General features: G+C 35.0%; 17 protein-coding genes. 6 read left to right on the top strand and 11 right to left on the bottom strand.

Features of this window, described 5'->3' with window-relative positions:
• Positions 1-16 precede the first annotated feature (16 nt).
• Positions 17-712: a hypothetical protein gene (locus FP435_RS07190; RefSeq protein WP_265483608.1), complete on the bottom strand. Its 696-nt coding sequence runs from the start codon at positions 710-712 to the stop codon at positions 17-19.
• A 188-nt stretch (positions 713-900) separates the two neighbouring features.
• On the opposite strand from FP435_RS07190, the gene FP435_RS07195 reads away from it, so the two are divergent.
• Positions 901-2247 (top strand): DHA2 family efflux MFS transporter permease subunit, encoded by a 1347-nt coding sequence (locus tag FP435_RS07195; protein WP_265484655.1) that lies wholly within the window; start codon positions 901-903, stop codon positions 2245-2247.
• 118 nt (positions 2248-2365) lie between these two features.
• Positions 2366-2623: a 30S ribosomal protein S14 gene (rpsN, locus tag FP435_RS07200; RefSeq protein WP_265483609.1), complete on the top strand. Its 258-nt coding sequence runs from the start codon at positions 2366-2368 to the stop codon at positions 2621-2623.
• Positions 2624-2683: 60 nt separating this feature from the next.
• Here rpsN and FP435_RS07205 read toward each other — a convergent pair whose 3' ends face one another.
• From FP435_RS07205 to FP435_RS07215, 3 genes are all read right to left on the bottom strand, one after another.
• Positions 2684-3019: a type II toxin-antitoxin system PemK/MazF family toxin gene (locus FP435_RS07205; RefSeq protein ID WP_265483610.1), complete on the bottom strand. Its 336-nt coding sequence runs from the start codon at positions 3017-3019 to the stop codon at positions 2684-2686.
• On the bottom strand, positions 3012-3269 hold the full coding sequence (locus FP435_RS07210) for an AbrB family transcriptional regulator (RefSeq protein ID WP_265483611.1): 258 nt from the start codon (positions 3267-3269) through the stop codon (positions 3012-3014). The genes FP435_RS07205 and FP435_RS07210 overlap by 8 nt, the downstream gene beginning before the upstream one ends.
• 107 nt (positions 3270-3376) lie before the next feature.
• The gene (locus FP435_RS07215; protein WP_265483612.1) at positions 3377-4069 is read right to left on the bottom strand and encodes a 2,3-diphosphoglycerate-dependent phosphoglycerate mutase; all 693 of its coding nucleotides are present in this window, start codon (positions 4067-4069) and stop codon (positions 3377-3379) included.
• 143 nt (positions 4070-4212) lie between these two features.
• Here FP435_RS07215 and FP435_RS07220 point away from each other — a divergent pair, with 143 nt between their 5' ends.
• Positions 4213-5019, top strand: a complete 807-nt coding sequence (locus tag FP435_RS07220) for a DUF6612 family protein (protein WP_265483613.1) — start codon at positions 4213-4215, stop codon at positions 5017-5019.
• Positions 5020-5237: 218 nt separating this feature from the next.
• Here the strand turns inward: FP435_RS07220 and FP435_RS07225 are convergent, their stop codons facing one another.
• The 5 genes from FP435_RS07225 to FP435_RS07245 form a co-directional block, all read right to left on the bottom strand.
• Positions 5238-7064: a monovalent cation:proton antiporter family protein gene (locus FP435_RS07225; RefSeq protein WP_265483614.1), complete on the bottom strand. Its 1827-nt coding sequence runs from the start codon at positions 7062-7064 to the stop codon at positions 5238-5240.
• Positions 7065-7145: 81 nt separating this feature from the next.
• Positions 7146-7964 carry a PfkB family carbohydrate kinase gene (locus FP435_RS07230; RefSeq protein ID WP_265483615.1) on the bottom strand — a complete coding sequence of 273 codons (819 nt, stop codon included), beginning with the start codon at positions 7962-7964 and terminating at the stop codon, positions 7146-7148.
• Positions 7965-8055: 91 nt separating this feature from the next.
• Entirely contained in the window at positions 8056-9297 is a 1242-nt protein-coding gene (locus tag FP435_RS07235; RefSeq protein ID WP_265483616.1) for an SLAP domain-containing protein, read from the bottom strand.
• Between the two features lie 45 nt (positions 9298-9342).
• Entirely contained in the window at positions 9343-10971 is a 1629-nt protein-coding gene (locus FP435_RS07240) for a glycoside hydrolase family 73 protein (RefSeq protein WP_265483617.1), read from the bottom strand.
• Positions 10972-11536: 565 nt separating this feature from the next.
• Positions 11537-13279: an SLAP domain-containing protein gene (locus FP435_RS07245; protein ID WP_265483618.1), complete on the bottom strand. Its 1743-nt coding sequence runs from the start codon at positions 13277-13279 to the stop codon at positions 11537-11539.
• Between the two features lie 641 nt (positions 13280-13920).
• Here FP435_RS07245 and FP435_RS07250 point away from each other — a divergent pair.
• Positions 13921-14826, top strand: a complete 906-nt coding sequence (locus tag FP435_RS07250) for a hypothetical protein (RefSeq protein ID WP_265483619.1) — start codon at positions 13921-13923, stop codon at positions 14824-14826.
• An 82-nt stretch (positions 14827-14908) separates the two neighbouring features.
• A complete protein-coding gene (locus FP435_RS07255; protein ID WP_265483620.1) occupies positions 14909-15343 on the top strand; it encodes a hypothetical protein in 435 nt (144 codons plus the stop codon).
• Positions 15344-15370: 27 nt separating this feature from the next.
• Here FP435_RS07255 and FP435_RS07260 read toward each other — a convergent pair whose 3' ends face one another.
• Together FP435_RS07260 and FP435_RS07265 are read right to left on the bottom strand one after the other, a co-directional pair.
• Positions 15371-16225, bottom strand: coding sequence for a MetQ/NlpA family ABC transporter substrate-binding protein (locus tag FP435_RS07260; RefSeq protein ID WP_265483621.1), 855 nt, complete (start codon positions 16223-16225; stop codon positions 15371-15373).
• Between the two features lie 128 nt (positions 16226-16353).
• Positions 16354-16830: an S-ribosylhomocysteine lyase gene (locus FP435_RS07265; protein WP_265483622.1), complete on the bottom strand. Its 477-nt coding sequence runs from the start codon at positions 16828-16830 to the stop codon at positions 16354-16356.
• A gap of 553 nt (positions 16831-17383) precedes the next feature.
• Between FP435_RS07265 and FP435_RS07270 the strand changes: the two genes are divergently transcribed.
• Positions 17384-19426, top strand: coding sequence for a KUP/HAK/KT family potassium transporter (locus tag FP435_RS07270; protein WP_265483623.1), 2043 nt, complete (start codon positions 17384-17386; stop codon positions 19424-19426).
• Positions 19427-19449: the final 23 nt, after the last annotated feature.

The following is a 19449-nucleotide window of genomic DNA, read 5'->3' on the forward strand; positions in this document are numbered from 1 at the left end:
TGCAAGTACTTTTTTATTATTTTTCCAAAAGCATGTTCATTCTTAGTAAAAGTAAGACAATAATTACCTCGCAAATCCCCGGAATTAGCATCGTTTCTGGAGAAAGATTATAAGCAAAAAACATATGGAAGACAATTGCAATAATTATCATTACCCAGGAAATACTTCCTTTAAACCAGTTTTGCCAAATACTTGCTGCTAAAATTAAATAATATATAAATAATCCTATACCAATATAAATTGTAATCCCCGACACCATTAGACCAACTGGGCTCGCCATTAGGAGAGCGTAAAATCCGCTTAAATATGCCAAAATAGCAAATATTAACATACTAATGAGCCTAATTGCTACTACCTGTCTATTTTTTGACGTCAAGGACTGATTTTTTAACAAAACCATTCCAATCCAAACAGCTAAAATTAAAATTATTAATAAATAGATTGGCCAGGTATGTAAAGAAGTAATTGTTGAGATAAATACTAGTAAGAGTACTAGCCCAATTTCAAAAAAGAGATCTACTGCAAACAAAGCTGCCAAACTTTCTGTAGGCACCCAAAGTAAAACTATCCCCAAAATTAAAAAGACACTACAGTTTAATTTTGTATGATTATCAGTTAAAGCATAATGAGGGAAATAAATTAAAGCTGCAGTGACTATCCCTAGCAAACTGGCAACAATCTTTTGCTTGCTGACTGTGTTTAAAAATTTCATTTTTTCACCTTCAAAATATTAATTCCTTTTCTATAATATCAGACTGCTAAAAAAATACTTACGAAAATTTTTAAAATACGATATGATAATCAGCGACGCAAAAATTTAGGTATTTATTAGGAGGAATTTTTTTGAATAATGAAAAATCTCATCAGGCCATTGTAAAAACTAAAAATCCTTGGCTTGCGATGTTACCCCTTATGTTAGGAGCATTTGTAGGAATGTTATCTGAAACGTCTCTTAACATTGCCCTTCCCCAATTAATGCAAACTTTTAAAGTCCCAACAGGAACTATTCAATGGTTAGTTACTGGTTATATGCTAGTAATCGGAATCGTCCTTCCACTATCTAGCTTACTTACCAAGTGGTTTTCAACAAGAAAATTAGTTATTTTTGGGCTTTTTGCTTTCTTAATTGGGTCGATTATTTCTGCAATTGCACCAAACTTTGGAATCGTATTAACTGGAAGAATGATTCAAGGTATCGGAACTGGAATCGTTTTACCATTAATGTTTACCGCTGCAATGTTAATTTTCCCACCTGAAAAACTGGGAGCGGCAATGGGAGCCTGTGCCATGGTTATCATGCTTGCACCAGCTATTGGTCCAACGGTTACTGGGTTAATTTTAGGTAAATTAAGCTGGAATTGGATTTTCTGGATGTTTGTGCCCTTCTTAGTAGTAGCATTAATCTTTGCCTTTACTAGCTTAGTTAACCTCAATGAAGTTACTAAACCTAGAATTGATTTCGTTTCTATTTTAGAATCAGTTGTTGGATTTGCTGCCTTAGTTAGTGGGGTAAGCTTAGCAGGCGATATGGGGCTTACTTCACCTCTTGTGTGGGTATTAATTATTGGAGCAATTATTGTGCTAGCATTTTACACTCATCGCCAACTTCACCTTGAAAATCCAATTCTCAATTTGAAGATTTTTTCAATTTCGCAATTTAGGGTTGGAGCCTTAATTGTTATGGTAGATTTTGCAATCATTCTTTCTGCTATGTATCTTTTACCCCAATACATTCAAAGTGGTCGCCTACTTCCAGTAGCCTTAACAGGAATTATTATGTTACCAGGTGGCTTAATCAATGCTTTAACTTCTGCCATTGCCGGTCGCATTTACGACCAAATTGGTGCTAAATTTCCAGCTCTTATTGGCTTTATTCTTGCCTTAGTGGGAGCTTTAATGTTGGCTTTCACAACTACAACTTCTTCAATTTGGTACATCATCGTAGCCCAAGTTATTTTAATGATCGGCGCTCCGCTTGCAATGTCCCCTGCTCAAACTTATGCGCTTAATGCTGTTCAAGGACCTGAATCTGCTGATGGTAGTACTATTATGAACACTTTACAACAAATTGTTGGAGCAATTGCTACCGCTATTGCTACTATCTTATTAGCTACTGGACAACAAGCAGCTAATACAACTAACAAGGCAGTTGCCTTTACTAATGGGGCTCACTACGGCTTTTACTTTACTATTGTTTTAGTAATTCTTGGCTTATTATTAAGCTTGTTTATCAAAAAAGAAAAATAATTTCCTGGGAAATGAGCAGTGGAAACACTGCTCATTTTTGACAAAAAAATCAAAAGGCACTATAATAGACTTACTAAAAATAAGAGCTATATCAAATTTAATATGAAAGGACAGATATATGGCAAAAAAATCAAAAATTGTTAAAGCTGCAAAGCAACGTGAATTAATTAAAAAATACTATGAATTAAAAGCTGCTGGAAATGTTGAAGCATTAGCTAAATTACCTCGCAATGCTCGTCCAGTTCGTTACCACAATCGTGACTTACAAGATGGACGTCCACACGGCTACATGCGTAAATTTGGAATGTCTCGTTTACGTTTCAAAGAATTAGCTCACAAAGGACAACTTCCTGGCGTTAAAAAAGCAAGTTGGTAATAAAAACAAAGCCGATAGAGATCAATTGATTTCTATCGGCTTTTTTCATATTCAAAATTATTAATCAAGTTGCAAAGCAAACTCAAGCATGTGTTGGACGCGGAATAAATCTTCTGGCCGCAAATGGCCAGCTGGTTTTTCATCAAGCAAACGTTCACGAGAAAAAGTTTGAATCTGTGCTGCATTTACTCGTCCATGAACGGCATATCCTTCTAAATCTACATAAGTCGGAAAATCATTCCCATGTGATGTAATGGGACAAACCATTAAATAATGTGTCTTTTCATTATAGGAATTTGAAGAGATAACTACTGCGGGATGCTTTCCTCGCATCTCCTGTCCAACTGATGGAGAAAAATCCACCCAAACAATATCTCCTTGCTTAAATCTAATCATCGTACTCTTCCTTACCAAACTCTTCTAAACCAAGATTTTCCCAATCATCTTGCTCTCTATCTTCCATCCCTTCAAACTTCATTTCCGAAGTATAGGGATTTTCAATATATGGGATTAAAAGAATGCGACCATTTTTCATTTGATGAATTAAATAATGGGGATAAGTATGAAATGAAAAGTCAGTTGGAATACTGAAAACTATTTCTTTCTCTGAATCATCATACTTCTTTAAAATTAAATTGATATGCATTTTAAAACCCCCTTTTAGTTTTAATTATATGCCGATACAAGCTAAAATTCGACTTTTAAGCACTAAAAAAAGGCTAAACCTCAAGCGGTTTAACCTTTTATCTTAGATTACTTGTCAAGCTTTTCCTTGTTAACAACATCTAAGTTTTCGTCAAATGTGTAAACAACTGGTTCACCAGTCTTCATTTCAACATCCATGATATCTTCATCAGAAATGTTTTCGATGTACTTAGTTAAAGCACGTAATGAGTTACCGTGAGCTGCAATGATAACGTTCTTGTTATCAAGTAACTTAGGAGCAATTTCATCTTCCCAGAATGGAATAACTCTTTCCAAAGTAACCTTAAGGTTTTCTGCCTTTGGTACTACGTGTGGGTCAAGGTGAGCGTAACGACGATCATGTGCTTGACTGTATTCTGAATCATCATCAATAGCTGGTGGTAAAACATCGTAAGAACGACGCCAAATGTGAACTTGGTCATCACCGTATTTTTCAGCAGTCTTTTCTTTGTTTAAACCTTGAAGTGCACCGTAGTGACGTTCGTTTAATCTCCAACTCTTAACTTCTGGAATCCAAAGTTGGTCACTTTCTTCAAGTGCGTAGTGCAAAGTCTTAATTGCACGAGTTAAAGTTGAAGTGTAAGCTTGGTCAAATTCAAGGCCGTGTTCCTTAAGTAATCTACCAGCGTTCTTAGCTTCTTCTACACCCTTTTCGGAAAGATCAACATCAACCCAACCAGTAAATTGGTTTGAAAGGTTCCATTGACTTTGTCCGTGACGAATTAATACTAATTTGGACATAAATGAATTCTCCTTTAAAAACTTTTTTCACTAACTATTTTACACGCTTTCTTAAAAAAAATCATAGATATTCCTAGAAAAAACTTTTTTTCTCAAAAAAGTGTAAAATTATAGATGTAATATTTTTTAATGGAGTTGTATTTATGAAACACAAAAACAAATTTTTCTTATTATTTGCTGTTCTTTCATGCTTATTAGTACTAAGCGCTTGTGGAAAAAAGGAAAACAGTTCTTCTACTTCTACCTTACCTTCCGCTAAAAGTCTAATTGGTGATAAAAGTAGCTTTAGTAAAAGCATTCAAAATGGACATTTTGAACAAAACCTTGAGTCTAAAAAGTTACAGCAAGCAATTAGTCTTACTGGTAATTATAATTTTGATCAAATTACTTACGCAAGCTACAAAATTACTAACAAGTCAAAAACGCAGACTGAGCAACTTTGGTTAACTGACAAAAAGCTTTACATGCTACTACAAGGTAACCATGGAAAATGGATTGTAACTAGTTCTGATGCTAATAACTTTGATAGTAGTCAAGTAACTCGTCGCTTTGACCCTGATACTTTTAGTGATCTTAATGATTTAATGAAAGAACAAGCTAAAGTTAAAGAGAACAATTCTTCTTACACTGTAACTTACTCTGGCACTAGTAGTGAAATCTGGAAGGCAATGAATATCTTAGTAGTTGATAGTATGAATAGTCCTGGTGGTCAAAACATGAACATTGTTCGTGCAATCAATGTAGCTCAACTTAACAATTTAAAAATTCAATACGTTTACAACAAATCAGATAAAAAACTTGTTTCAATGAATTTCTCTGCTAAGTTTACTGCCTTGAATAACGCTAACTTCACTTGGAACTTAAACTACGATGACTTTGGTCAATATAAGAATTTAGTTGTCCCACAAAAGATTTCTAAAAATGCTGTTGAAGTAAGCAAAAATAAATAGAACAAGATTCCGAAGCGGAATCTTTTTTATTGCCTAAAAATGAAAGCACTCTTTCTCACTTATTGAAAAAGAGTGCTTTCTTATGGAAAAGGTAAGGAACTCCTTACCTTCTACGAGTTATGTGTTTCTATACTATAACTGCCTTTCGGCAAGAAAAGACCAGATAATCTTTTACATTACAATTATATCCTGAACATCTTTATTAGTCCAGTTGCTCGTTAATTCTTTTTACCTAGTTCTTTCCTAATCTTTGTTACCTCTTCGATTGGTGCTGTAAAAATCAACCGATCTCCCGGTTCAATAATTGTATTACCATGAGGCGTGAGCCACTGCTTTTTACGTAAAATGTAACTTACCGTAATCTTATTAATAAACGGTAAATCCATTAATTTGCGGCCTGTATATTTACGATTGCGGACTGTAATTTCATAAAGTCCATTCTTAGTATTGCGTAAAATTGCCACAATTGATGGAGATTCAATCATTGACCGTAAAACAGAAGTTTCGGCATTAAAGGCATTGAAAATTTCCACTCCTTCATTACGCAATTCTTCTATTTCTGGTGACTCAATTACCTTCTTTTGAATTACAATTACCCTTTTAACACCATTACTTTTAGCTAGTAAGCCCAGACGGCGATTCAAGGTATCATTTTCTAGCCCTGCTACAAAAATTTCACAATTAAAAGCTCCAGCTGCCTTTAACTGCTCCTCATCTAAACCAGCAACTAACTTTAATTTCGGCAATCTACTCTTGTAGGTATTGTAATTGTCCTTAATATTGGTCATCATGGTGATATTGTACCAGTTATCATATAGTTCCTGCGTTACAGGTACTGTCACTACATTGGCCCCAAAAATAGTTACTCGCTCTTTAATCTTATCTTCTTTGGTTAATTTAAAAATTGAATTAAACGAAATCGGACCAAAGATACAAACAATTACCGCTGCTAAAATGAAAGCATCAGATTGTACTGAGGTAATCGCCTTTAACTTACGTGCTACTTCTAAAGTAGGCAACACAATTGTAATAGTGGTAACAATTAAAAATGTACCAGCAACTGCGTTTCTTTTAACAAAATTTCTTCCGTATACTAACAAAATTGGTAGCTTGGCTAAAATTAGAAATAGTACCAAAATTGGAATCAACATTAAGGCATTGGGATGTGCAAATAATGATTTAAGATTAAGTTTTACTCCAGTCATAATAAAGAAAACTGGAATAAAGAACCCATACCCAATTGAGGTTAATTTGTCCATGGTCGCTTCGCTAGGTTGTAATAATTTCATTACCATCCCCGCTAAAAACGCCCCTAAGATATTTTCAGCACCTACGCGTTCAGCAACTGTAACCAAGGTAAAAATCAAAAAGAAGGCTAAGCGTACATCAAGCTGAGTAGTAGATTTAGAAATTTCGGTAAACCACTCATATGGCTTTTTAAAACGATTTAATAAAATTATCGCTACTACAAAAAGTAAAATGATCAACCATAATTGACCAGCATTGCCACCATTAATTGAGGCATAAATTGTTAAAAGCAATAAAGGAATTACTTCCCCTAAGACAGCTGTTAACAAAATAGTTTGTCCAATAGGTCGTGATAAAATTTCTTTTTCTTTCAAGGTAGCAATAACTACTCCTAAAGCAACAGTCATAAAAATGATGGTTGCCAGCATTATATCGCTAAATAAACCAGTAAAATGCAAAATTACTGCCAAAATTACTGCAGTAATAGTTACTAAAATATAAGATAAAATAGCAATTTTTGCAGGATTGGCTTGTGCTTTGGTTTGGGTATCATCTCGCTTAAATAGGTTAAAATTTATTTCCATCCCTGATAGAAACATCAAAAGAGTAACCCCTAAGTTTGATAACAAATTGACGGCTGTTGTTTCTTCAACAATATTTAAGGCGGAATGTCCTAAGACAATCCCTACTATAATTTCAGCAACAGCTGTGGGAATTGTAGTAACTTTTAAACGAGCCATTACTATTGGAATCGTTAAGGCGGCTAAAGAAACTACAAAAATTGAAAATTGTCCCATGATTTTCCCATGACTCCTTCCACAGTTTTATTATGTGAAAATCATACCAAAAAAATTCTCATCTTCAAAATTTGCTCTTCTTTATCTACCTTGTTCATCTTCAAAACTTATTTTTCGAGAAATAATTTGACGTTGTAAAGCTGGCGTAGTTTCAAAATTGGTTAATCTCTTTACCTGCACTGTATCTGTTGCCGCTGCAATACTATCAGCTAAATTACGGACAGGACTATAGTTCTTCATCATCCCTGCTAAAAAAGTAGCTAAAAGTGTTTCACCAGCACCCACAGGATCTACTTCTTCAACCTCAGGTGCATGAGCCATAAATGCATGTGTCATATTTACAATAGCTGCTCCCTCTTTTCCTAAGGAAAGCAAAACATGATCGGCACCGTCAGCTACTAAATCATGAGCTAAATCTAACAATTGTTTAGTAGTCAATAATTTATCTGTTTGATCAAACCAAGCCTTGATTTCAGTTTCATTTGGCTTAAGTAAAAGGGGATGCAGTGGTAAAACATCTCGAACTTCTTGATAAGGACTATCAATTACTAAATATGCTGATTTTTTGGTAGCTAAAGTTGCCAAATCAATGAGATAAGTTGGCGCAATTCCTGGTGCAAATTTACCAGCGATTACTACTATATCTCCTGCTTTTAATTCTTCCTTTAAGTAATCTAACAAAGCTTGCTGACTTTTAGCAGTAACAGGACTTTCTGTACTTGCATCAATAAAATGACTACTTATTTCTGCATTTGCTAATTCTTTCTCAATTTTGGCTTTCTTTTCTTGAATAATACCAGTTGCAAGAGAATCAATTCCTAATTTTTTTAAAATTAAAGAAATATCAATTCCCTTTCCCATTACATTTTCAGTAGTATCCAAAGTTAAAGTATAAATCATCTAAGCTATTCCCTCCTGATTTCTTTTTCCACCCCAATTATACCAAACGAAAAAGTCACTAGTTTCCTAGTGACTTTATTTAAACTTATTATTACTTAAAGTTAGCAACTTTAACGTATTGGCCCTTACCTACGCGGTAGTAAGATTTTCCATTAATAACACGAGATCTACCGTAGACCTTCAAAGCACTACCCTTCTTAATTGTTGGTGCGCTTGTCTTGTGACCTTTACTATTATAAACATAAGCATTATGACTTAAGTTCTTAGATACACCATCTACATTTGAAACACGTACATATTGGTTATCACCAATCTTGTAGTAAGCTTTATTATTGATGTTAACCACACCACCGATAACCTTAATTGGAGTATATGCAGAGTAGAACTTACCTGTTGACTCACCCTTTTCAGTGTAAATCACACTCTTATACATGATAGTCTTAGGAGTAGTTACAACTGTATTAGTAGTGGTAGTAGTAGATGCTGGTTTAGTAGAGCTTGAACTAGTAGCTGGCTTAGATGATGCACTTGAACTAGTAGCTGGTTTAGATTGAGTAGGTGCTTGGGTGCTTGCATCATTATATGAAAGTGGTAATAAGGAAATGTTACCATCAACGTATAATCCACGCCAGTTATCAGTAAACTGCCAAATTGCTACTCCATCCATGCTTGGGAAATAATTAAAATCAGGATTGTCAATTCGACCCATAGTAGCATATGAAGCTACCCAAAGAGAATTAGGATATGAATTTAACACCGTTGCAGTATTAATATTACTCTTTAATAAGTAAGCTCCTGAATATAAAAGTGGCTTGTAACCTGCTGCTTTAACTTTGTTCATAAAAGCTACAATTGCATTTGCACTAGCATCTTTACCTGCAGTAACTACATTTCCATCACCAGTTTCCCAGTCACATGCAATGTATGAACCCTTAGGTAATCCAGTAGCTTGAGCAGATTTAACAGCCCAATTTGCTTCCGAAACTGCTGCACTACTGTTAGCACCAAAAGTTGCAAAGTGATATGCCATTGGCATCATATTAGTTGACTTCGCACTAGCGATTTGACCAGCAGCGTTAGGATTACGATATGATGTACCTTCACTAACTTTTACAATTGCAAATTGTGAACCTGCATTTGCATGCTTTGAAAGGTCGGTACTTTGAAAACTAGAAACATCCACTCCGTAAGAGCGACTGCTTACACTAGACTTTGCAGCTTGAACAGTTGTAGTTTTTGAAGTAACAATATTACCTACTCCAACAACTGCTGTAGTTGCCATCATACCCGCACAAGCTAAGGCACTTAAAAATTTCTTATTTGCTGAACGCATGAAATCCTCCGCAAAAATTATCCATAATTAAATTTACTATCTTAATTAGCGAACCAATACATACTTCTCAGGTACCCATTGGTTTCCACCTAAGTTATACCACTTTTCGCCCTTAATGACGGCTATCTTGAAAAACTTCCAATTAGTACCGTTAGAAAGAATGCGTTTTGTAGCATCTTCACCAGGCTTAGTGTAAACAGGAACACCGTAATTTGGTTTTGAATTAATTGTTACTACCCCTGTTGACTTATAAACAGGATATTCAACTTTTGTCTTAGGTTTAGCAGGTGCTTGACTTACAGCTACTTTCTTCAAGTTATCCACTTTAATTCCAGTAGACTGAATCCATTTCGTTTTACCTAAACGATACCAAGTCTTACCCTTAATTTCTTTTTTACCAGTAATCTTCCAATCACTTTCCTTTGGTAGTAATTGACCTGTTTTCTTACCAGTTGGAGCTGACCAAACTTCAATATTTTTTGCAGTTACAATGAAACTTCCTTCAACCTTTTCGTAGTCTTTTTCAACTTTGGTCTTCTTAGAAGTCGTTTTCTTTACAGTACTTTCTTCCTTTTCTTTAGGTGCCTGGCTTACTTCTTTAGCAGGATTAGTATAGATAGAACTTAGCCATTGCTTAGAACCAATATGATTGTAACGAACACCTTTAACAATTGCATAGCCATTTACTTTCCAAGTACTATTTAGTGGTAAAGTTTTCCCGTTTTTCTTACCATTTGGACTCTTCAAAACAGGTGCTCCTTCTGTCGGGGCATTTGTAATCTTAACTACTTCACTAGTCTTGATATAAGTATAACTTTTCTTTTTCTTTGGCTTTTGTACAACTGTTTTGGTAGCTTGAGTGGTGGTCTTTACCGTGGCACTTGCACCAAAAGCAGAATTATTAACCCATCCTAGTTGAGTTAAAGCATGGGTTACACCATTCTTATAAGTAATGTACTTGCTAATTGTCATTTGTTGTCCAACACGAGCTGTACCAATTTGCTTTCCAACGTCACTATCAACGGGTGCATCAGTAATTGGGGTTGTTTTGACAACTTTCTTAACTTCGTTGACATTAGTAGTAACCGGGTCATATTGTTTGAAGTTATTAGCTTCAATGATTGAATTCAAAGTACTTGCATAGTTAGGTGCAGTTGCATACTTGCCTTGCAAGCCTTGTTGTGTAGCTTGCTCAGGGGTTGATGCATTTTCTACCCATGCTCCAGAATACGTTGAACCCATATCTTTACGAATTAATGAACCATTGTCATTAAAAGATTCGGTGTAAGAAGGATACTTCTTAAAGGAGGCATTAACCGTCTTATAACTACCATTAATGTATTCTCCAGTCTTAACCGTTACAGATTGACCATTGTAACTTCCCTTGATACCAAATAAATTATTATTTGGACTCTGAGATAAACTGGATTGTCCCCACCCAGATTCAACAGCAGCTTGAGCCATCATTACAGAAGTATAAGTTCCATATTTAGATGATGATTCTACCGCAGCTGATGCTGCTTTATTAATGAACTGTTGATTTTGTTGATTTGTAGCTGCCTTAACCACATTATCATTATCGGAGTTTAAAGCTTTTACATGGTGTGTAGCAGTTATACCTGCAGTTGTAATTAAAGCTGCAGTTGCAATGCTTGTTAATGTCTTCTTACTCAATTTTTATTCCTCTTTTTTACACACATTTATATCATATAGTCGTCTGAGTCAATATACAACCAAACACATGTTTTGAAACAGAAAAGTAATATTTTAGAAACATTAAATAAACTTTTAGTTGTAATTTATTACTTTTATTCCCACATCTTTTCAGACTTGTTATATACAGTGTAACGCAAAAAAAGGAAAATTTAAATTTTTAATAACACTTTTTTCGATTGTAAGCGATTTTGTTATTAATTATTTTCAAATTTTTACTTTAAATTTCTGCTAAACAGCTTTCTTCCAGGGATTTGCCAACCACTAAAAAACCTATTGTTTCAAAGTTTTTGGTTATTTATTAGGTGAGAAGAAAATAATTCTTAATTAAAATATTTTTAAATTCCAGAAATAGAATAAAAATAAAATAACATTATTCTTTTTATTTTAGTTCCTGGATATTCTTTTACAACTTTTTCTTTCTTATTTACTCCAAGTGTAATTTATCTCTGCTTTCACATAAAAATGAGCACAAAAAAAGACGATACAATGTATCGTCTTTTTGAGAGTAATTAGTTAATTAAAATTACTTGAAGTTAGCAACCTTAACGTATTGGTTTTCACCGATACGGTAAACCTTCTTACCCTTGATAGTGAATGCACTACCGTAAGTTCTCTTTTCTGAACCCTTCTTAAGAACAGTGTTCTTTTGAACACGCTTAAGCTTGTTGTTGTAGATGTAAGCGTTGTGCTTCAAAGTACGCATAGTACCATCGATGTTACCAACCTTAACGAAACGGTTTTCGCCAAGCTTGTAGAATTTAGCACCGTTAATAGTTACGATATCACCGTAAACAGTAACCTTGTTGTAAGCACCGATGCTTTCCTTAGTAGCCTTACCATCCTTATCGTAGATAAGAGCCTTGTGCATGATAGTCTTTTCAGTCTTCTTTTCTTCCTTGATTGAACCATCAACATACTTAGTTGCTACGAATTGGTTTGAGCTTGAGCTGTTAAGACGAGTGTATGATACACCATCAACAGTTACAGTACCGAAAGTTGCAACTTTAGAATCGTTTGCTAAAGTTGTAGAAGTTTCAGTAACCTTGTTACCATCAATAGTAACTACCTTAGCAGTTTCTGAACCAGCTTGAACAGTCTTAGTTTCACCTGGGTCACCAACAGTTACGTTTACAGTAGCCTTAGTAGTCTTGTTGTTTGATGGGTTAGTAGCTGAAAGAACAACAGTGTACTTACCTGCAACAGCAGTGTTTAAGTTGCTTGAATCAACCTTTACACTAGTAGTAAGGTTTGAAGTTGCGTCAATCTTTGCAGTAAATGCATTTGCAATAGCTTGTGCGTTAGTTGCAGAGTTAAGTTGAAGACTTAAGTTCCAAGCGTTAGTGCTGTTTGCAACTGCTTTGTAATCATTGTTAGTAGTACTAAATACTGGTGCATCACTTGCAGTAGTAGTTGAGTTAGCAACAGTTACAGTTACAGGGAATGAAACAGTTTTACCGTTTGAAGCGTAACCAGTTAAGTTAACAGTAAAGTTAGTTGCTGGTGCTGTGAAGCTACCATCCTTTTCAACATTTACGTTAGCATTCTTTAAACTTGATCTTACAGAGTTTTCAACTGCTGATGCTGACCAATCTAAAGCTTTTGCAACTTTTTCACCACTACTTGGCATTTGAACTTTGTACGCAGAAGTAATAGCCTTTGCTAAGCTTGCAACAGTAGTGTTATTACCTAAAGCAATAGAACCACTTGAAACAATCTTGTTGTCGTTGTTAGTAACAACTGGAGTACCAGTTAAACTCTTGTCAAATACGTAGAAAGAGTCACTAGTAAAGTTTACACCGTTGTTAGCGTTTAATTCTTCTGCAGTTTGAGTAGTCTTACCTGCAACAGTACCACCTGCGATTGAGTAAGTGTTACCAGTAGTTAAACCTTTAAGCTTGATACCGTTAACTAAAACAACGTAAGCTTGGTTAGCTTCTAACTTAGTTGCATCATTTAAAGCAGTAGTAGTACCAGCTTTAGCAATTTCAACCTTGTAAGCACCGGTACCAGTTGCACTATTAGCAACAGTTGCACCATCAACAGTAACTTTAGCACTCTTGGTAGCTTCTCCAACAGTAGTCTTACCTGCAGTAGCATCTAATGAAATGTTTACAGTAACAGTACCTGCAGTTTGAGTAGGTGCTGGTTGAGTAGCAGTAGTGTTATTAACAGTAACAGCAGCGTTAGCAGTACCAGTAGCAACTACTGGAGCAACTGCTAATAAAGCAGCAGCAGTAACGCTAGCGATTTTAATATTTTTCTTCATGTGGTCTTTTCCTCCTTGATAAATCAATAAAATGTAATAGGATAAAGGCTCATTTGTGGATTTGCCTATAATGTACAAAATCATTTAATCTTAAATCGAAAATAGTGTTTTTCGAGGTAGTCATTTTAAGATAAACAATTAGCATGCTGTACAGGCACACGCCTGAAGCATCCCTCCTATTACTTACCACGTTATACATTATATCTTGTTTTCGCCCAAATTCAAAGACTAACAAGCCTTTTTTTACTATTTAATCTATGTGTAATATTGTTTTTTGTTATTTACTTTCTCTTTAAATCCTTTTCTAGCGCATACTTTCAGCAACTACAGCTTCTTATTTTTCTCTTCATATTCTATATTTATATTTCAATAACGTTGCAAAAGTTTAAAGATTTCGCCTTTTTATTCTCAAAATTTCCTTCTTAGATTATTTTTCCTATTATATTATAGTTTATACTTCACCCTCTCCCTTAATATTTCCTAAAGTTTTTGCTTACTTCTGCGACAAACATTAATATTTTTATACACTGTTACTAATGGAAAATTTCAAATGTAATTCTGACTTATGAGAATTTTTCCTAGACACTCTGATATAATAGAAGAGCAAAATATTTAGCAATGAAGGGAGAAATCTTTTAACTATGAAAAAAGCTAAATTATTAGCTGCAACTGTAGCTTTAGGTGCAATGCTTACCACTACTGCTTGCAGCAACCAAGCTGCTCCAAATACTAACTCTAGCAGCTATACTGCATTAATGGCCGCTGGTAAAAAGGCTGCCAAAGCTCAAAACTACGATGAAGCAAAAGAAAAATTTGATCAAGCAAGTAAAATTAAAAATACTACAGAAGCTCAAGCTTACGCTGAACAAGCTGCCCAATTAGATCAGGCTAAGACAAGTATTAACAATTATAACTACGAAAGTTCTCTTAGCAGCTTAAACTCAGCTATTGGGCAAAAGGGCGGTTACTCTGTTATGACTGACCAAGCTAAGAAGCTTTATGGAATTGCTGAAGAAGTTCAAAATAACCTAGATAATGAACTTACTCCACTTTATAAGAAGGCTCAAACTGCTTTAGATAGCCAAAACTACGACCAAGCTCAAGAGTATGCGACTGAAATTCTTTCTCAACCATATCTTGATGGGCAATACAAGGAATACTACACTGATATTCGTGCTAAAGCTCAAAATATTTTAGATAAAGCTAAGAAGGAAAGTAATAATAACGAAACTTCTTCTAGCTCAGCTAAAGACAAATCATCATCTAAGTCTTCTAGTGAAGAATCAACAAGTTCTTCAAGTTCAAGTAGTGAAGATAGCTCATCATCTAGTTCTTCTGCAACTAACAGTAGTGATGATACAATTGATGGTCAAGCTGTAACTTCACGTACTATCAATCAAGTCCGTGCTAAATTAGATGATATTGGTGCTGATACTTCTTCATGGTCTGATCAAGATGTAATTAATTTCATGAAGAGTGCTGCTAACTCTGGTCACACAACTATTGATTCTTACACTCAAAGTGACGTTGACAACTATAATAAATAGATAACTTGATTTTTTACTATTTTCCCTGTAACATAGTATTGAATTTTTGTACACTATTTCCACAGTAAAGGAGTTCTTAACTTTGACTGAAGATACTCAAAACAACACTAAAAACGAGCAAGAAGCTGTAGAAGAAGACGACAAATTTAAGGTAGTTGTTCCAGAAGCTGAACGTGTAGAAATGCCTGCTGTTCAATATCCTGAACAACCAGATTACCTAAAGGTGTTTGCTAACTTTTACATTTCCAAATTCGAAGAAAGCGATCTTGAAATCATGGATACCTTTGATGGTAATCATGATGTAGTTGAAATTAACATCTACATTACTAATAATGCTATCTTTAGTCGTAAGACTTTGATCAAGCACATCTTAAATGTTCATGCAGACCGCTTTAAAGACATTTTAGCTAATATTAAAGAAAAGACTAATACTGATCCTGAAAGCATGAAAACTTATGCTGACTGGGATAATTGGTACGATGACCAACGTAACCAAATTACTCAAACAATGTCTTAATAAAAAGACTCCCGTTCGGGAGTCTTTTTATTTTAGCTTAGTATCCCAAGCGGGAAGCTGAGTACCATTGTAATATTTTTTAGTAAGTTGTTTGGTCTTTTGAGTCTGATAAGCCTTCACAACTTCTTGGTATATTTTCTTATTCTTATCCTTCTTACGCGTGACTAAAATATTAATCCAAGGAGCAGAATCCTTATCCAACTTTTCATGATAAATAATATTGTGCTCTAATTTAGCTGGTACAGCATAAGTATTGGTAACCACACTCGCAGCTACACTAGAAAGAATACGAGCACTTTGATCGCCAGAAACTTCTTTTAGTTTTAAGTGCTTAGGATTATCTGTCACATCCGCTACAGTAGCTAAGCTTTGATGAGGTTTAATTTTAATCAAGCCTGCATTTTTCAAAACATACAAGGCTCTTGATTCATTTGAAGCATCATTGGGAATTGCAATTGTAGCACCATCTGGTATTTCACTCAAACTCTGGTATTTCTTCGAATATAAATTAAGGGGAGCAATATAAGTTTTACCAATTGCTACTAAGTCTTGGTGATTAGCCTTATTCCAACTCTTCAAATAAGCATAGTGCTGAAAAGCATTCATATCCACTTCTCCACTAGCCACCATCTTATTTAATGCGGTCGCATCAGTCACATCTTTTACTTTAATTGTAATTCCATAATCTTCTTTCGCTGTTTCTGCAATGCTCTTCCACAATTTAGCATCTGCATCTGATTCCCCAACGGTTGCAATTACAACTTCTTTATTTTGTTTTGCTTGAGGACTAGGGCCAAAACTAAACCAGCCAGCTATCAAAATTAATATCGCACAACTAATCCAGGCAATGCGTCTTCGGATTCTTTTTTGTCTAAACTGCATCTTTATCACCTAATTATGGCTAACATACAATTTGTGAAAACTATTTCCTGCTTTTCTCTGATTTACAATTGGCGTTAACAACTTTTCTTTTAAATTCTTAAATAATTTTTTCATTTTGATTCTCCTATTTATTCAACCACATGGCGTTCAAATGGCTTATCTGAAATTCCCTCACTAAGGATCTTTTTTGACCATTCTTTTGCAGAAAAGAGTGAATGATCACGATAATTACCACAACTTTCAATTGTTGTTCCTTGAACATCTTCCCATTGGATCTTATTAGCAATTTCTTCTAGAGAAGACTTAAGTGCTTTAGCTACTTCTGTTGTTGATGGGGTTCCCCAAGTAATCAAGTGGAATCCTGTGCGGCAACCAAATGGTGAGCAGTCAATTACTCCATCTAAACGATCTCTTAATAAACCTGCAAGTAAGTGTTCAATTGTATGAAGACCAGCTGTTGGAATGGCATTTTCATTCGGTTGTACTAAACGCAAATCAAAATTACTAATTTCATCCCCTTTGCTGCCCTTTTCAACAGTAATTAATCTAACGTAAGGTGCCTTAACTTTTGTGTGATCTAATGTAAAACTTTCAACTTCTGCCATAATAGATTTCTCCTTTAATATAATACTTAAACAAAAAACGCCCCTAAAAGTCATCTGACTTTCAGGGACGTCTGCAACGTGTTACCACCCAAATTTAATCTTACTTCATAGTAAGATCCTCAATAAGTGCTCCAAAATGGAATACTCAAATGCCTTATCGTGCATTAAACGTACTCAGCTAACAAAAATGCTCACCTTGTATACAAGCTCAAAGACCATCTTCATCACTCACTTCTTCTCCTGGCTCTCATCAACTTCCAGTTTTCTGTAAAAAGGTTAAATGATTACTCATCTTCTCATTGCTTTTTAATATTTTGTTGTAATTATATTAACAAGATTAATAAACTATGTCAACAAACTTAATTAATTTTTTCATTTTTTCTTTAAAACCAATTACTTTCTTCTCTATACACAAAATATTTTACATTTATTTCTTTGAAATGCTTGCAAGTGGTGCTTAAATAGTCGAAAATTAATTATGTTTAAAGAAGAGTGGCTATCATTCTTCTTTTAATTTTAATTTCCTATTTTTATTCAAGGAGTACTAAAAATAATGAAAGAAAAAACGCGCAATAGAGCAACAGCGGCCGGGCTGTTAATTGCTATTGGTATTGTGTATGGAGATATTGGTACAAGTCCTTTATACGTTATGAAATCAATCGTTGAAGGAAATGGTGGAATTGGCCATGTAAGCCGTGATTTCATCATTGGGTCAATTTCATTAGTACTTTGGACTGTTACTTTGCTTACTACTCTTCAAACTGTAGTAATTGCGCTTAAAGCTACTAACCATGGTGAAGGTGGACTTTTTGCGTTATATACTTTGGTTAGAAAGTGTGCTAAGTGGCTTGTCCTGCCGGCATTAATTGGTGGGGCCGCTATTTTAGCAGATGGGACTTTAACTCCTGCTGTTACTGTAACAACAGCTGTTGAAGGACTTAAAGGAATTGAGTTTGGAGCTGGCAATGTCCCTGTCTCCACGCAAGGAATGGTTATTACAATTACTGTCATCATCTTACTAATTCTTTTTGGGATTCAGCGGATGGGAACTAGCATCATTGGTAAAGCCTTTGGACCTATTATGTTCATTTGGTTTGCTTTCCTTGGAATTATGGGTTTTATCAACATGTCGGCTGACTGGTCAATTTTGCAAGCTATTAACCCTTATTATGCAATTAAAGTGCTCTTTAGTCCTTATAATAAGGCAGGTTTAGCTATTTTAGGATCAATTTTCCTAGCAACTACTGGTGCAGAAGCTCTTTATTCTGACGTTGGTCACGTAGGAAAAGCAAATATTATCGGCTCTTGGCCTTTTGTATTTATTTGTCTTGCCCTTAACTACTTTGGTCAAGGGGTTTGGATTTTAAACAATCCAAACTACCACACCACTGGTGACTTTAACCCATTTTATGAAATGATTCCTTCTAACCTCCGTTTAGCTGCGATCATTTTAGCTACTATTGCAGCAGTTATTGCTTCACAAGCTTTAATTACAGGATCATTTACTTTAGTTGCTGAAGCAACTGGATTAAAATTTTTACCAAGAATGAATATTATTTATCCTTCAACAGAAAAAGGACAAATTTATATTCCAGCTGTTAACAAAATGATCTGCGTAGCTACAATTGCAATTGTGTTACTCTTCCGAACTTCTGCTCACATGGAAGCAGCTTATGGACTTTCAATCACGATTTCAATGCTCGCTACTACAATCCTTCTCTACGAATGGCTCGTTGTTAAAAAAGTACATCCAATTTGGAATTGGATCTTCTTAATCTTCTTTGGCTTTTTAGACATCATGTTTATGCTTTCAAGTTTAAGCAAGTTTACTCATGGTGGTTATGTATCATTAATTATTGCCGGAGTAATCGGAATCGTAATGTACATCTGGTTCTACGGTAATAAAATTCGTGATAAACGCGAAGGACGTAACGCCTATGTTCGTCTAGATGAATATATCGATATGTTAACTGCATTAAGCCACGATGAAGACTACCCAACTTATGCTACAAACTTGGTTTACATGGCTAAAGTTAAATATAATAAATTCATTAAACGTGAAATCTTGTATTCAATTTTGGATAAACGTCCTAAACGTGCTAGTGCTTATTGGTTTGTAACAGTAAATGTCACTAACGAACCATTTACTGCTGAATACGCAGTTAATACTTATGGGACTAAAAACGTAATTAATGTACAACTATTCTTAGGGTTCAAGCAACAACAACGGGTTAATGTTTACCTACGTCAAATTGTCCATGACTTAATTGCCGATGGAACAATTGAACCACAACCACAAGAATACACTACTACTCCAGGACGAGACGTTGGGGACTTTTCATTTGTTATCGTTAATGATGTGATCAGCCCACAAACGCAACTCCGTGGCTATGAAAGATGGCTTGTAGAAGCTCGTGTTGGTTTACAAAATATGTCTTCTAATCCAGCTTCTTGGTTTGGTTTAGACTTCGCAGACACCGTAATTGAACGCGTACCATTAATTTTAGGAAATCAGCATCCCGTGGGAATTAAACGAATTCCACCTAAAACTTTTGAAAAATTAAAACGTAAATTACGCACAGAAGACAAGCTTTAAAACAAACAAAAAGAATTCTCAAA

Source organism: Lactobacillus sp. PV037 (genome assembly GCF_014522345.1).
Taxonomy (GTDB): Bacteria; Bacillota; Bacilli; order Lactobacillales; family Lactobacillaceae; genus Lactobacillus.

Bases quoted from the DNA above. Each gene is read 5' to 3' on its own strand.
- FP435_RS07225 (WP_265483614.1), bottom strand. From the start codon at position 7,064: ATGGGACAATTTTCAATTTTTGTAGTTTCTTTAGCCGCCTTAACGATT.
- FP435_RS07260 (WP_265483621.1), bottom strand. From the start codon at position 16,225: ATGCAGTTTAGACAAAAAAGAATCCGAAGACGCATTGCCTGGATTAGT.
- FP435_RS07215 (WP_265483612.1), bottom strand. From the start codon at position 4,069: ATGTCCAAATTAGTATTAATTCGTCACGGACAAAGTCAATGGAACCTT.
- FP435_RS07270 (WP_265483623.1), top strand. From the start codon at position 17,384: ATGAAAGAAAAAACGCGCAATAGAGCAACAGCGGCCGGGCTGTTAATT.
- FP435_RS07210 (WP_265483611.1), bottom strand. From the start codon at position 3,269: ATGCATATCAATTTAATTTTAAAGAAGTATGATGATTCAGAGAAAGAA.
- FP435_RS07190 (WP_265483608.1), bottom strand. From the start codon at position 712: ATGAAATTTTTAAACACAGTCAGCAAGCAAAAGATTGTTGCCAGTTTG.
- FP435_RS07245 (WP_265483618.1), bottom strand. From the start codon at position 13,279: ATGAAGAAAAATATTAAAATCGCTAGCGTTACTGCTGCTGCTTTATTA.
- FP435_RS07205 (WP_265483610.1), bottom strand. From the start codon at position 3,019: ATGATTAGATTTAAGCAAGGAGATATTGTTTGGGTGGATTTTTCTCCA.
- FP435_RS07250 (WP_265483619.1), top strand. From the start codon at position 13,921: ATGAAAAAAGCTAAATTATTAGCTGCAACTGTAGCTTTAGGTGCAATG.
- FP435_RS07235 (WP_265483616.1), bottom strand. From the start codon at position 9,297: ATGCGTTCAGCAAATAAGAAATTTTTAAGTGCCTTAGCTTGTGCGGGT.
- FP435_RS07195 (WP_265484655.1), top strand. From the start codon at position 901: ATGTTACCCCTTATGTTAGGAGCATTTGTAGGAATGTTATCTGAAACG.
- FP435_RS07230 (WP_265483615.1), bottom strand. From the start codon at position 7,964: ATGATTTATACTTTAACTTTGGATACTACTGAAAATGTAATGGGAAAG.
- FP435_RS07220 (WP_265483613.1), top strand. From the start codon at position 4,213: ATGAAACACAAAAACAAATTTTTCTTATTATTTGCTGTTCTTTCATGC.
- FP435_RS07265 (WP_265483622.1), bottom strand. From the start codon at position 16,830: ATGGCAGAAGTTGAAAGTTTTACATTAGATCACACAAAAGTTAAGGCA.
- rpsN (WP_265483609.1), top strand. From the start codon at position 2,366: ATGGCAAAAAAATCAAAAATTGTTAAAGCTGCAAAGCAACGTGAATTA.